This is a genomic window from Vibrio sp. HENC-03 (assembly GCF_000305755.2).
GTDB lineage: Bacteria > Pseudomonadota > Gammaproteobacteria > Enterobacterales > Vibrionaceae > Vibrio > Vibrio owensii.
Map to the genome: position 1 here is coordinate 979,163 of NZ_JH976064.1, position 13,990 is coordinate 993,152.

Genomic DNA, 13,990 nt, shown 5'->3' on the forward strand with positions numbered 1-13,990 from the left:
TGACGTTCCAGTCTTATCGCTGGATAGCGGTAATATAACGTTATGATATTTAAAAAGAGATCGAACCAGACTCAATATTTATAAACAAAAAGACCCGAGATACAACCCGGGTCTTTCGATCATTAATATATGGTCTATTGTCACATGGACTTAGCTGTTCTGGCTCGCTTTCACTTTACGCAACTGAGATAGGTATTTCACCCAACTCTCAGCTTGAGTTGAGGGCTCAATCTCATTGGCGCGTTTTGCGTTGGCAAGAGCGTCTTCAATGCGTTTCAGCTTGTAGTAGGCACGAGTCTTAACCAATGCCACATCCGCTTTGCGACCCGAGACTTTATCCAATGCAATCAGAGCGTCTTTGTAGTGCCCTTCTTGGACAAGCAACTGAGACAAGTTCCAATAGTATTGGCGATCCAGCTTCGCGGCTACGCGCCAACTCGCTATCGACTTATCCCACTCTTTCGCCATTTGCCAGTACGTAGCTTGCTGCGCTTTAAGCTTGCTGTCTGAGTTAACTTCATTTAACTCACCCAACACTTTTGCTGCACGCTCTGGAATACCGCGCTTACCATACAGCTGAGCAAGAAGTTTGAGGTCATCTTGGTTCAACTCTACGCCTTTCAGCTTCGCAAGAGCCAAAGCATCAAGAGCACGCTTATCATCATCCACACGTAGATACAGAGCAACAAGCTGACGCCACCATTCCACACGCTCTGGCTCAATCGCAATCAAACGTTTGATCGTGCCAATCGCAGGCTGCCACTTTTTCAGCTCTAGCTCTGCAGATAGCTTGATGGACAGTGGTGCCATTTCGTCTGGCTGACCATATTTCTCATAACGAGCCATTGCAGAGAGAACTTTATTCCACTGACTTAACTGGTAATGAGACTGTGCAATACGCAGCCAAATTTCATACGCCTTTTGGCTCTCAGGAACCGATTTACTCAAGTCGTAATAATGTGGCAAAGCTTTAGAGAACTGTTGTTCATTGAGCAACATATCAGCCAACATTTTGCGCGTTTGCCAAGCTTGTTCATCTTCCAGAAGACCACTGTTTACCGCAATCTCAAGCTGTTTAATTGCAGGCTTAACTTGCTCATTCTGCCAGTAGAAAATACCCAGCATTCGCGCCACAAACGCTTGATCGTAACCACGAGATAAATCGAGGCCTTCAAGAGTTGAAATGGCTTCTTGCAGTTTTTCTTCTTGCGCTAGGTTATGAGCGCGTTGAACACGAGTCGCCGTGTATTGACTCAGTTCATTCGCGACGGTGGTAAAAGCGCTTAGGCTTAATACCGCACCGATTAAGAATTGCTTCATCATTTGGCTAACTTGAACTCCACTTTAGCGGTTTGTCCGAACTGCTCAATTGAGACACCATCTTCAACTTTCGGTTGATATTTCCATTTCTTCAGCGCTCGAATCGCTTCTTTTTCGAAGATACGTTTTGGCTTAGCGTCAATCACTTCAATGTCTTTAGGGCGGCCTGTCGCGTCAATGGTAAAGCGCATCACTACGTAACCTTCCATTTTACGTTTCAGTGCTTTGCTTGGATAACGAGGATCAACGCGGTACAGAGGCAATGCTTGCTGGTTGCCCATGGTGCCTTTTAAGTTAGGTGCACTGATCGCAATGCCATCCAGAGCAGTGTTCAAACCCAATGCGCTGATTGGCGTCACTTGGCTCATCGGCTCTACTTGGGTTTCCGCTTGAGACAAATCCATCGGTTCTGGTGCTTTTGGTGGTTCTGGCTGTTCAGGAACAGAACGTTGACGACGTTGAACATCAGCATCATTCTCGACCATCACCATGTCAAAGCGCACCGCCTCTGACGGTTGAGGTGCGCGTTGATTGCCTTTGTCGACCATCCACGCCATAAAGCTAAACAAGCTCACCGCAATCAAAATTGACGCTGGTAGCGCGAGTAGTAGCCTGCCCATTAAGGTTTCTCCGCTGCCAATGCGATGTTCTTCACACCAGCACCTTTCGCCGCATCCATCACCTTCACAACCGTTCCGTTGTATGCATGTTCATCCGCTTGAATGACAAGTGATGCCTCTGGTTGCTCAAGTAACAAGTGCTCAATGGTCGCTTCTACACGTTCGATATCCACCAAACGTTTATCGATGTACACATCGTTCGCCGCTGTTACCGCAATAAAAATGCCTGCGTCTTTTTGGCTAACCACGTTCGAGGCTTGTGGTCGGTTAACTTCTACACCTGACTCACGTACAAATGAACTGGTCACGATGAAGAAGATCAGCATGATGAACACGATATCCAGCATCGATGTTAGATCGATTTGCGCTTCATCTTGTTGATTATTTCTACGTCCGAGTCTCACTTCTGACTCCTTAAAGATTGTTCTAACTGGAGGGCTTTACGCTCACACACTTTGCTCAAACGCGCATGGACAAACATGCCTGCAAGTGCCGCAACCATACCTGCCATAGTTGGCAGTGTTGCAAGTGAAATGCCTGAAGCCATCAATTTTGGATTGCTACTGCCTTGTGTGGCCATCACATCGAAAACTGTGATCATGCCAGTCACCGTACCTAGCAAACCTAACATCGGGCAAATCGCCACGAGTACTTTGATGGTTGATAGGTTTTGGCGCAGTTCAATGTGTGCTTTTGCAATCCATCCTTCGCGGATTTGATGCGCGTACCAAGAGTGGTGGTCAGGTCTTGCTAGCCACTGCTCACAAAGCTGTTTCTTCACCTTCGGAAACTCCGTTGTCAGGTAAAGTACACGCTCCATAACCAGTAGCCAGCACACCGCAACAACGGCCGCTAGCCACCATAGGATTTGGCCTCCTTGCTGCATAAAGCTCATCAAGGTTGAGGCCCAATCCTCACTGATCAAACCCAATGTGTTGAGTAGGATCTGCTCCATTACGCTGCGTTCTCCGCTGTCGTGTTAGGGTTGTTTTTGCCTTTTGGCATATCGCGCTCAGCTTGTTCCGCAACAAGACCAATGCCTTGCTTTTCAAGAATATTGCGAATGTTCTCTGCTTGAGAGCTCAAGACGTTGTGAGCAAGAAGCAATGGCATTGCCGCAACAAGACCAAGAACAGTTGTAACTAGCGCCATAGAGATACCACCTGCCATGACTTTTGGATCGCCATTACCAAACTGAGTGATCACTTGGAACGTTTCGATCATGCCTGTTACCGTACCTAATAGACCAAGCATCGGTGCTAGAGCAGCAAGCAGTTTCAGCATCGACAACCCCTTTTCAAGGTGAGTCTGCTCGTCAACTACCGCTTCTAATAAGCGAAGTTCTAATGCTTCAACACTACGATGTTTGTCTTTTTGATACACAGCAAGGATACGACCAAGCGGGTTGTCTTCTGGTTGAGTTGGGTTCTTTAACTGTTTGGCGATTTTTTGACGAGCGATCATCAATGACACACCACGAACCAACGCGATGATCAAACCAACCGCTAACAAGCCAAGAATGATCTGACCAACGACACCACCTGCATTCAGGCGATCCGCCATTGTCGGAGAATTTGCCAATTGCTCAAGCAAGATGCCGCGAGATGGGTCAATCACTAAAGAATCGATTTCACCCGAGTTCAACGAGCTTGCTGTTGGTCCATTTTCTGGTTGACGGAGGTAGCTCATCGCATCGCCGCGTTGACCGTTCCACTTAACGTAACCAGCGTCATCCAATAGCGCCATTGAGCCAAGGCGAACACCGTTGACCGTTTGTTCACGACCTTCACCATCAAGCAGAGTGAATGACACTTTCGCCATCTCACCACTTGCTTTAACTTGTTCTTCCATACTGCGCCACATCGCTTGAAGCTGAGGCAGAGTAGGCAGGGATTTCGCCGCAACGATATCATCGATATTTTGCTGATATGAGTTTGCGTCTACACCAGTGACCGAGTGCTTAAGCTCTGATTCTAGCTCTTTAGCATTCTGACGAACGACACCAAATAGCTCACCCAAGCTACCTGTTTCTAAACGTAGCTTTTCTTCTAGTTGAGCCAGTTCAGCTTCGTTTTCACTAAAAGTGACACCAAGCGTGTCAGCTTCTGCTTGTAGCGCCGCGCGTTCTGCTACAAGCTTATTCTTCATTGCTTGTAGCTCTTGCTGAGTTTTGTTAAAACCAGACTCACGAGCCACGTTATGGGATTGCTGTTGGCGATTTTCTTGTTGTGCTTTTTGCAGCAGAGTGTCACTTGCAAACGTCGTATGCGGTAAAAGCGCAGCACTAGAAATCAACGCAACCGATAGCCATTTCTTCATCATTTATTTGCCCTCCGCTACGTTTAGAGACACTGGCAGAGTTAGCATGCTTGGTGCGATCTGTTTATTTGCCATGGCAAACGCTTTATCGAGTTCAGATTTTTGTTCTGAACCAACGGACTGCCATGCGTTCTGTTGTTGTGACCAGCTCCAGAACTGCTCACCAGATAGGCTACGAGCAACTAGCGACACGCGACCTAAGTAAAGAATATCAGCCTCAACTTGGTCGTTACCTTCCAATGCAATCTTGCCTTGGTAGATACCAATCTTAGTGCCGTAGTCCATTTCGATTTGGTACGCTTCTAGAATACGACGGAACTTCTCAGCATCCGCGACATCTGCTCGAGTCATCATGGCATCAAGCTTAGCAATACGCTCCTCACGTTGCGCTTTGCGGATCGGTTTATCATTCGCAACGATAGTCTTTAGACCATCCAACATGTGATACATAAGCGGTACCACACCTTGACGAGTTTGAGCGATCTGCTCAATTTGCTCATTCAAGCTTGCCACTTCCTCGTTTTGACTATCAACAAGGTTTGAAAGGTGGTCGCGATAAATCTTCAAGTTGCTGACTTCTTCATTCAACTGTTCAATTTCAGCTTCTAGTGACAAAGACTTCTCAGCACTTGCATCGATACGCTTCTGGCTTACTGCTGACGCTTGGTTAGTTTTATTCTGCACTGCTTGAGCATCGTTAAGATTTTCCGCTTGAACGGGAATCAAAACCGATGTGATCAACAGAGCGATACTTGATTTCATTAGATTCATACGAGTTATATTTTCTGTTTTCCAAAAACGACTAAAGGGGAAGACTACTCTTCCCCTTTAAAAATCAGTTTGTTATCAGTACTTGAACTGAATTGTCGCCATGTAGTTTCGGCCCTCGCCTATCACTACACCGCTAGCTCCTTCTTGTTTACTGTTGGTGCTACCACCACCTGCTAGGTAGTCAGTATCAAACACGTTTTCAACATTGAAACGAGCCACAATATCTAAGTTCTCATCATACTTGTGTGTGTACGCAACGCCCATATCAATACGTGCATACCCATCTTTCTTAAATGTGTTCGCTGCGTCTCCGTAGCGCTCACCTTCATAAATCAGACCTAGGTTAACATCAGTGTTGTTCTGCACTTTGTAACGAGACCAAACACTTGCTGAAAACTCTGGAACGTCCGCAGGACGGTTACCTTTGTAATCCGCACTCTCAGTGATTTCTGCATCTAAGTACATTGCAGAAGCCGTTAGCGAAAGCTCCTCAGTCACAAAACCTTGCGCTAGGATTTCCGCACCGCGGTGTACTTGCTCACCATCTTGAGTCTTCTTGTACATCACATCACCGCCAGCATTAACGCCGTCTTCAACATCTAACGCGATGTTTTCTAGAGTGATATCAAACACAGCACCAGAAAGAAGCAGACGTTCATCGAACAGTTCCCACTTAGTACCCACCTCATAAGAGATACCGCGTTCTGCGTCTAGCTCTTCACCATCGTTGGTGTAATCAGTACTGTTTACCGTGCCTTGAGGCATAAAGCTCTCAGAGTACTGAACGTAAATAGAACCGTTGCTTGCAGGGTGGAAAATCACACCTAGTTTTGGTGATACTTGGCTTTCCGTTAGGTCATCGCTGCGTTTTTCATCGTAACGAACGCCAGCAAGAACCTGCCAGTAATCGTTAATTGTCATCATGTTTTGCGCGTAGATACCCCAAGTATCATATTCGCTAGTAGGCCATTTCTTAGAACTCGTTGGCTCTGGCTTCACTACCGTCTCACCTGCTGGAACATACTCGCCGTCATGGAAAGCCATAAAGCGGTCGTAGCTGTAATCCAAGTAGTTTGCACCGACTAAGAAAGTGTTATCTGTACCAAACAGAGAAAAGTCAGTCGTCACATCTACGTAAGCAGTATCAAATACCCAGTGGTCAGAACGCTCGTTACCCTTGTGCTTGATCGTACCGTTTTCTTCGTACATATCGAACTTAGGGTAAGACTCTACGTCGAAACGTTTGAAGTCTTGACGGTTATAGCCCGCTTTTACGTTAACGCTGTCCGTCATCTGTGCATTGATGTCGATGCCGTAGTTTTCTACGTCATTGTCGATCTCTGACCATTGTGCATCCCAGATGTACTTATCACCGCGAACGGCTTTGCCATCGACAATGTAAGCACCTGAATCAACGCTACCGTCATCTTTTGTACGGTCATAGTGCGCTGACACCATGATGTTTTCAGTGATATCGTATTCCACCACTAAACCACCCACTACGCGGTCAGTTTGTGGTTCCGTACCATCACCGTATTTACGCCATGAGCCGTAGCTTTCTTTTGCAAGAATGGCACGAGCACGCAACGTTTGTTCTTCATTCAACGAACCACTGACATCAAGTACAGTTCGTGAATGGTCATCTGAACCGATATCTTGGCTTAGGCTTGCGTGACTTTCTGTTGTTGGCTTCTTCGAAACCATGTTCACAAGACCACCTGGTTCTGACTTACCGTAAAGTAGACCTGATGGACCTTTAAGAACTTCAACACGCTCTAAAAGCTCAATTGGTTGACGGTAGTGTGACCAATGCTGACGACCATCACGTAGGAAGCCGTCTGAACTGCTCAGTTCAAAACCACGTAGCGAGAAACGTTCGCGGTTACGGCTTGTACCGCCCGCACTAACACTCGCGTCATTTTGTAGAACTTCACCTAACGTGCTTGCACGCTGCTCATCGATTACTGCTTCATCAATCACAGCAACTTGTCCTGGAGTTTCCAGTTGCGTCATTTCCATGCGCATTGCTGTTGTATTCGTATCTGCTTTGTAACCGAATTCACGACCTTCTACGACTAGGTGCTCATCCGCATTTTGAACTTCTGCCACTGCAGGTGCCGCTAACACCGCACCGATCACTAATGCCAATTGGCTCTTAGAAAACATACCCATTCACTCCGATTATTGGGTAGCACATAACTGCTATGTGGTTCCCTCTTAGTTATTTCGCGAGTGAATATAAGTGATAACTATTACTATTTGCATTAAATTTACATTCTTTGCATTCGTAAAGTTTTGTAAAGCGGTAAAGGGTCATACTCGCCGACAATCGAGATCTAGATCACATTAAATCAGCACTTTTGACATGGATTTTACTGTCTAAAAAGTAATGTTACTGCAAGCCCGCCTTCTGAACGATTGCTTGCAACGGCTTTCCCACCCATCATTCGCATGGATTCTTTTACAATGGCCAACCCCAGACCGTAACCACCTAACTTTTTGTCTCGAGAAGCATCCAATCGTGTGAACGGATCAAAAATATCTGTCAGTTTATCTTGTGGGATGCCAGGGCCATTGTCGGCTATCGTCACGGCTAAGTAGCTGTGCTTGTCCGTTGTTTTGTTAGCTAGAGAAACATCAATCTGGGCTGACTTACCGGCATACTTAATGGCATTGCCAATCAAATTATTCAAACAACGCACCACTAACGTATCGTCACATTGCGCTTTTGTTCTTGTCGCCTCAGAAACAAATGTAAGGTTTTGCTTTATCTGCAAATCGATTTTGCAGCGCTCGACTTGAGGCGCCAGTAGCACTTCTAAATCGCTGCGTTTTAATTCCGTATCGTAGCGAGCATTCTCTAAACGGCTGAATTCCAAGATTTCACCAATAAGATGGTTCAGCTCATTGGCCTCTTCTTCCATACGCGTCACTAGGGTTTGTTCATTTTCCCCTACTCGCTTACGCAATAGGTGTAACACTAAGTTTTGGCGCGCTAATGGTGTACGTAACTCATGGGAAACATCACGAATCAAGCGACGCTGCTTTTCAGCAAGAGAATGAATCTCTTTTGTCATGTGGTCAAAGTCTTGCGCCAATTCGTTAAACTCTCGAGTGTTCGACTTAAGCTCATCCACCACACTGACGTTAAAGTCACCATTCGAAAGTCTTTTACTTGCTTCTCTTAAGCGATCCAATGGCTGTTGTAAATTCCGTGCCATTAACAAAGAGAACAGCGCCAAGATGACCGCCGCAATCACAACCTTTAATACAGAGAAATAAAGGATGAAATCATGAGCGGGGTGCAAACGATGAGGTAACTGAATCACTAGGCTGTTGTTTCCGACAAGAGGAATATTGAATATCGGACGACTTACTCGGCCTTCCAGTTGTTCGTCCAAACGTCGCTTAAATTTCAACTTGAATTCAAAGTGCGGGTGCATCAAACGGTGTGTAAGAGGACGCTGATTTTCGTCAAGTACAAACAAGTAAAAGTGTTGTGCATTCGCCCAATCGGCCAGCTCGTCCATGTCACCTTCTTCAATCAACACGTTAGCTTGATGTGCTAGGTCCAACATTTCAGTCTTTACACTAGCAGGTACCTTTAGCATGGCTTTGACCAAGGCTTGTTCAGCAACCGCTTGAACGGCCAAGATGCTAATGACGATAGCGGTCATGTAACTAAAAAGCTGAAATGCCAGGCTGTCTCTTCGTTTCACAAAGTAGGATGGACACACAAATCGCATTAGCCAGTCACAGCCTCTAAGTAGCTATAACCCTTACCACGAAACGTTTTGATGTGCTGTTTGGATAACCCCGCTTCTACCAATTTACGTCGAATATTACTGATGTGCATATCCAGATTTCGATCAAACGGACTCAGTTCCTTTTTAAGGACTTTTGTTTGTAATTCCGCTTTAGAGATCACGACACCTTGGTTTTTTACGAGGTAACTCAACAGCTCAGCTTCTGTTCCAGTTAAAGGTAGACTGTCTAACTGATCACTAATGCTCTGTACCGTAGAACACATAGCCTGTCTCTGGCGCTCCAAGCCAACTCGGCGAAGAATGGCTTTGATTCTCATCAGGAGTTCCGAGACGTTAAATGGCTTACCAATGTACTGATCCGCACCGGCTTGATAACCATCTAACATCGAATTCTCGTCATTTAAGGCTGTAAGCATCAAAATAGGGGTAGCAAAGCGCTGGCAAATGCGACGAGCGACTTGCATACCGTTTAGATTCGGTAGCATCACATCGAGAAGTACGAGGTCAACGGGTGTCTTTTCCATATACTGCAATGCGCTCTCTCCGCAATGAACAGAGGAGACGATATACCCTTCTTCTTGCAATACGGTTTCCAACAATTCACACAAAGGAACGTCGTCATCTACGATCAAAACTCGAGACATTGCACACCACCACTTAAATAAAAATGGTTCGCATTCTATTACTCATTTGCAGATTAAACAACCATAGTTTTTAAGGTTTTTGCCCAAAAACAAGCGTAAAAAAAGCCCACTTTTCAGCAGGCTCTCTCTTGCAATATTCAGTATATTTTACTCTTTTAAATCAGCACTTTAATCCGGTTACTTTTGCAACATCTTCGACTATTCCCCTCAGGTTGATGCTGATGGAGTGAAGCGTTTCTAGTTCTTCTTCAGAAAATGGATGAGTAAGCACTGACTCCGCGCCTTTTTTGCCAACGATTGTAGGTAAACTGATCACGACACCTTCAACGCCATATTGCCCCGACATCATGGTACCGACAGGGAGAACTGAGCGCTCATTAATTTTAATAGCCTGAATGATGCGAAATACACTTGCTGCGATACCGTGAACCGTATTTTGCTTACGACGGAAAATCTCATATCCTGCCTGTTTTACCGCTTCGAGCAGTTCGTCGGCATCGATACGCTCTATATTATTGGCATCACAGTAGAAATCTGCTGGTTGACCCGCGATGGAAATCAAACTCTTAGGCGTGAAACAGTTACTGCCGTGCTCTCCAAGAACATAACCAAAGATGTTCTTAGGATCTAAATCGACACGACTTGCCACAATACTCATCAAGCGAGCAGTATCAATCACACAACCACTACTGATCACTTTGTTGTTCTCAAAGCCAGTATTGGTAGCGATAAAGTGGGCCACAATGTCGCACGGGTTAGAGACAACGATAAGCGTAGCATTTGGTGCAACTCGCTCAACTTTACGAGCGATCTCAACACCAATTTTGGCATTGATTTCAGCAATATCGATACGAGTCTGGCCTTGCTTGATCTGCGCACCAGCAGTGATGACGACAATATCAGCTCCTAAAAGGTCAAGGTAATCGTCAGTAGGAATGATATGAGTGTTCTTTGAGAAGGTAAGTGCTGCGGTATGTCGAAAATCGAATACCTCACCTTCGGCACGTTCTAAGTTTTGATCTAGTAGAACCAATTCACTCACGCTGCCCATAGTCAGCAGGTAATTACATACCCCGACACCGACAGCTCCAGCACCAATGACACCGATTTTCATACTTCTCTCCCTGATAATAAAACGAAGCTCTCACTTTGTGTCCACCTTAAAAATAGGGGCATGAGAGCACAAAAGTCCCATTGCGTAATTTGACCCAGAACACCGACCTAAACCAGTATTTCTCTGCTTGACGACGTTTGAATGATGAAAAATTCGTCTTTATATATGCATCAATAGGCGCTGTTTTAGATTACCTCGTACATTTGCGCTCTATTCTCAGAAAGAAAAAAGAGTACAATTCTCTGCAGTTTCTTATTGAGAATAGACGTATATGAAAACGCTACTGATAGGTCACCGAGGTGTGGCAGGTAAATACCCGGAAAACACAAAAGTCAGCGTTCAAGCTGCTATTGATATGGGACTGACTTGGGTTGAAGTTGACGTGCAGCCAACCAAAGACAACGTACTAGTAGTTTGCCACGATCATACCGTGAATCGTTGCAGTAATGGCAAAGGTCGTATTGATCAAATGACCCTTGCTGAGCTCAAGGCGTTAGATTTTGGTCGTTGGTTTAGCAATGAATTTGCCAACGAATCCATCATGACTCTAACAGAGCTACTAGAACTCGCTGCGGCAAATGGCCTAAACCTGAATATCGAAGTGAAAGTCGATCATCATTCAGCGGAAGATGTTGCCAAGATGGTCACTCATACTCTACTAGAAGGCCCATTAGCTAAAGACCACATCCTTTTATCAAGCTTTAGTCACGAGGTTATCAGGGCACTACACAAGCACTGTGAAGGCTATAGGCTAGGTGTTTTGAGCGAGTTTTTTACTCGTAGAGACCGATTATTATTAGAAGAAGTTAATGCTTACAGCTGTAACCTCAATATTAACTGGGTGCGTTCTCGTCAAATCAAGAAGCTGCAACAAGCGGGTTATAAGGTGATGTGTTATACCGTGAACAACCCCAACAAGCTAAAACACCTACCTGCATTGGATGGTATCTTTAGTGATCACCCAAGCCGTTTTATGCCTTAAAAATAAAGTCGGAAATGGGGGTCCACTACCACTCGATAGTAATCGGAGTTCCCATTTTAACGAGCCTGATAAATTCATCCATCTCTTCATTGGTAATGGCGATACAACCATTGGTCCAGTCAAAGCTCTGAATAAACTGTGGAGCTTGAGTCTCTCCATTTTTTAGGCCGTGAATTTTAATCGCACCACCAGGAGAAACTCCTCTTCGATGCGCCTCCAAACGATCAATTGCATCTGGGTAACTGATATGAACGGAGCGATAGAAAGCGGAGTCGTTAATCACGTAATCTAGCGTGTAATCCCCTTCCGGCGTTCTATTGTCACCCTCTTCTTGCTTGTGTCCTTTCGGATTAGCCCCTAACGCAATCCGATATTCTTTAACCACTTCGCCATTGTCCATCAGATACATTCTGCGTTTTGACTTATCAACTTTGACCAAGTCAACCGCAGCCTGAGCACCGGACACAAACGTACAACATAAGATTAAAGACAACCATTTTACTGACATCGCCAGAACGCCTAACTCACCCACTCATAGGGAAAACAAAAAAGAGAACCCATGCTAGTCAGATGGTGATTCTAAAGCAAACTGAATGTGTGCAAATTTCGCTACTCTTTGTAACGAACTTGGATTACTTTATAAGGATATTACTTTATAAATCCAGCACAAATAGAGAGGGTATTATGCTCAACATCGCTTTTTTCAGTGCAAAATCCTATGACGAAGCGTCTTTTAACAAAATCAAAAATCATCGTGATTTCGAATTCCATTTCCATGATTTTCGATTGACCTCTAAGACTGCCAAAATGGCACAAGGCTGCGAAGTGGTGTGCGCATTTGTAAATGACGATTTGTCAGCTCCAGTACTTAAACAGCTTTCTCTCGGTGGCACTAAGTTGATCGCCATGCGTTGTGCAGGCTTTGATAAAGTAGATTTAAAAGCAGCAAAAGAGTTCGGGCTGCAAGTGGTGCGCGTCCCTGCTTATTCGCCAGAGGCGGTCGCAGAGCACACCGTCGGGATGATGATGTGTTTAAACAGACGCCTACATAAAGCATACCAACGTACTCGTGATGCTAACTTCAACTTGGAAGGCTTAGTGGGTTTTAACTTCCATGGCAAAACCGTAGGTGTCGTCGGTACGGGCAAAATTGGTATCGCAACCATGCGCATCTTTAAAGGTTTGGGCATGGAAATACTATGCTACGATCCATATGAAAACCCACTTGCGTTGGAAATGGGCGCACGCTACTGCTCTCTTGAAGAAATCTATGCAGAGGCCGATGTTATTTCTTTACACTGCCCGATGAGCGAAGAAAACTATCACCTCCTCAACGAGAATTCCTTCTCGCAAATGAAAGATGGCGTAATGATCATCAATACCAGCCGTGGCGAGTTACTAGACTCCGTGGCGGCCATCGAAGCATTGAAACAAGGCAAGATTGGTGCACTTGGTTTGGACGTCTATGACAATGAGAAAGACTTATTCTTCCAAGACAAATCAAATGACGTAATTGTTGATGACGTATTCCGCCGCTTATCTGCATGCCACAACGTATTGTTCACTGGCCACCAAGCATTCTTGACTCATGAAGCTCTGAATAACATCGCGTCCGTGACTCTAAGCAACGTGGATGCTTTCTTTACCGGCAACCCGTCAGGTAATGAACTGATCAACTAAATCAATAGATCGAGCAGTATAGTAGAGCGTTGAATTTCAGCTATGCTATACTCCTCGACCATTAAAAATTTGAGTCCAATTACCATGAGCATAAAAACCGATATTCAAAAGCTGCACAACCGTTTAGATACTTGCCAACGCAAACTGGATGCGGCACGTTCTCGTGGTGATCATGAAATGATTACTAAGTTCACGAATGAAGTTGACGATCTAACCAAGAAACTAAATCAACTTAAGCACAAGCAAACATACGAGCTGAACAAAGAGCGTAAGAGCCTGCTTGATATGCCATTCTCTCGTGAAATCACTAAAGCAGAGCAAGCAGATATCGGCAAGCTTAAAAAGCGTGTACGCGGCCTAGTTATCGTTCACCCATTGACTAAAGTGGGTAAAGAACTGCGCCTAGACGTAATGACAGGTTTTGCTCCAAAAGAGTTCTAATAACTCTATTAAGCAACGGATATTGAAAAGCCCAAGCAGCTAGCTTGGGCTTTTTTGTAATTTAAATTCAGTAAGTTGGGTTTTAGTTGAAATCTATTTAAACGGCGAGTGACAGTGCAACCTGTTCAGTTTTAAACCTCCCGTTGTGGTAAAGCCTCACTTCACTTCCAGACACTAAAACAACAAAAGCCCGTTGATTTCTCAACGGGCTTTCTATTTAGTCTCTGAGTCCGAGGACGACTAATCCTAAGTCGCGACTGACTTGGGATTTAATGCAAATTCCGTCTAATTCTCAAACATCAGAAATGAAAAAAGCCTCGCTATTTCTAGCG

14 protein-coding genes are annotated in these 13,990 nt (G+C 45.0%); 3 read left to right on the forward strand and 11 right to left on the reverse strand.

The genetic code is table 11. The annotated features are described in order from the left end of the window. Positions 1–150: 150 nt before the first annotated feature. The 10 genes from VCHENC03_RS18985 to VCHENC03_RS18940 form a co-directional block, all read right to left on the reverse strand. Entirely contained in the window at positions 151–1,323 is a 1,173-nt protein-coding gene (locus VCHENC03_RS18985) for a tetratricopeptide repeat protein (protein ID WP_009705135.1), read from the reverse strand. Continuing rightward, positions 1,320–1,940, reverse strand: coding sequence for an energy transducer TonB (locus tag VCHENC03_RS18980; protein ID WP_005438297.1), 621 nt, complete (start codon positions 1,938–1,940; stop codon positions 1,320–1,322). The genes VCHENC03_RS18985 and VCHENC03_RS18980 overlap by 4 nt, the downstream gene beginning before the upstream one ends. Then, positions 1,940–2,344, reverse strand: a complete 405-nt coding sequence (locus tag VCHENC03_RS18975) for an ExbD/TolR family protein (protein ID WP_005438299.1) — start codon at positions 2,342–2,344, stop codon at positions 1,940–1,942. Before VCHENC03_RS18975 ends, VCHENC03_RS18980 begins: the two co-directional genes overlap by 1 nt. Beyond that, positions 2,341–2,895, reverse strand: a complete 555-nt coding sequence (locus VCHENC03_RS18970; protein ID WP_009705136.1) for a MotA/TolQ/ExbB proton channel family protein — start codon at positions 2,893–2,895, stop codon at positions 2,341–2,343. The genes VCHENC03_RS18975 and VCHENC03_RS18970 overlap by 4 nt, the downstream gene beginning before the upstream one ends. Continuing rightward, on the reverse strand, positions 2,895–4,262 hold the full coding sequence (locus tag VCHENC03_RS18965; RefSeq protein WP_009705137.1) for a MotA/TolQ/ExbB proton channel family protein: 1,368 nt from the start codon (positions 4,260–4,262) through the stop codon (positions 2,895–2,897). Before VCHENC03_RS18965 ends, VCHENC03_RS18970 begins: the two co-directional genes overlap by 1 nt. Continuing rightward, positions 4,263–5,030 (reverse strand): DUF3450 domain-containing protein, encoded by a 768-nt coding sequence (locus VCHENC03_RS18960; RefSeq protein WP_032802205.1) that lies wholly within the window; start codon positions 5,028–5,030, stop codon positions 4,263–4,265. It abuts the gene before it with no gap. A gap of 75 nt (positions 5,031–5,105) precedes the next feature. Next, entirely contained in the window at positions 5,106–7,196 is a 2,091-nt protein-coding gene (locus tag VCHENC03_RS18955; RefSeq protein WP_009705139.1) for a TonB-dependent siderophore receptor, read from the reverse strand. 206 nt (positions 7,197–7,402) lie between these two features. Continuing rightward, the gene (locus tag VCHENC03_RS18950; protein WP_032802206.1) at positions 7,403–8,776 is read right to left on the reverse strand and encodes a sensor histidine kinase; all 1,374 of its coding nucleotides are present in this window, start codon (positions 8,774–8,776) and stop codon (positions 7,403–7,405) included. Then, positions 8,776–9,441, reverse strand: coding sequence for a response regulator transcription factor (locus VCHENC03_RS18945; RefSeq protein WP_005438307.1), 666 nt, complete (start codon positions 9,439–9,441; stop codon positions 8,776–8,778). The genes VCHENC03_RS18950 and VCHENC03_RS18945 overlap by 1 nt, the downstream gene beginning before the upstream one ends. Positions 9,442–9,601: 160 nt before the next feature. Beyond that, positions 9,602–10,555 carry a lactate/malate family dehydrogenase gene (locus VCHENC03_RS18940; RefSeq protein WP_009705141.1) on the reverse strand — a complete coding sequence of 318 codons (954 nt, stop codon included), beginning with the start codon at positions 10,553–10,555 and terminating at the stop codon, positions 9,602–9,604. 271 nt (positions 10,556–10,826) lie between these two features. Between VCHENC03_RS18940 and VCHENC03_RS18935 the strand changes: the two genes are divergently transcribed. Next, positions 10,827–11,537, forward strand: a complete 711-nt coding sequence (locus tag VCHENC03_RS18935; RefSeq protein ID WP_009705142.1) for a glycerophosphodiester phosphodiesterase family protein — start codon at positions 10,827–10,829, stop codon at positions 11,535–11,537. Between the two features lie 25 nt (positions 11,538–11,562). Here VCHENC03_RS18935 and VCHENC03_RS18930 read toward each other — a convergent pair whose 3' ends face one another. Then, positions 11,563–12,045: a L,D-transpeptidase family protein gene (locus VCHENC03_RS18930; protein WP_005432644.1), complete on the reverse strand. Its 483-nt coding sequence runs from the start codon at positions 12,043–12,045 to the stop codon at positions 11,563–11,565. 176 nt (positions 12,046–12,221) lie between these two features. Between VCHENC03_RS18930 and VCHENC03_RS18925 the strand changes: the two genes are divergently transcribed. Beyond that, entirely contained in the window at positions 12,222–13,217 is a 996-nt protein-coding gene (locus tag VCHENC03_RS18925) for a 2-hydroxyacid dehydrogenase (RefSeq protein ID WP_009705143.1), read from the forward strand. 84 nt (positions 13,218–13,301) lie between these two features. Further along, on the forward strand, positions 13,302–13,658 hold the full coding sequence (locus VCHENC03_RS18920; protein WP_005530256.1) for a YibL family ribosome-associated protein: 357 nt from the start codon (positions 13,302–13,304) through the stop codon (positions 13,656–13,658). Positions 13,659–13,990: the final 332 nt, after the last annotated feature.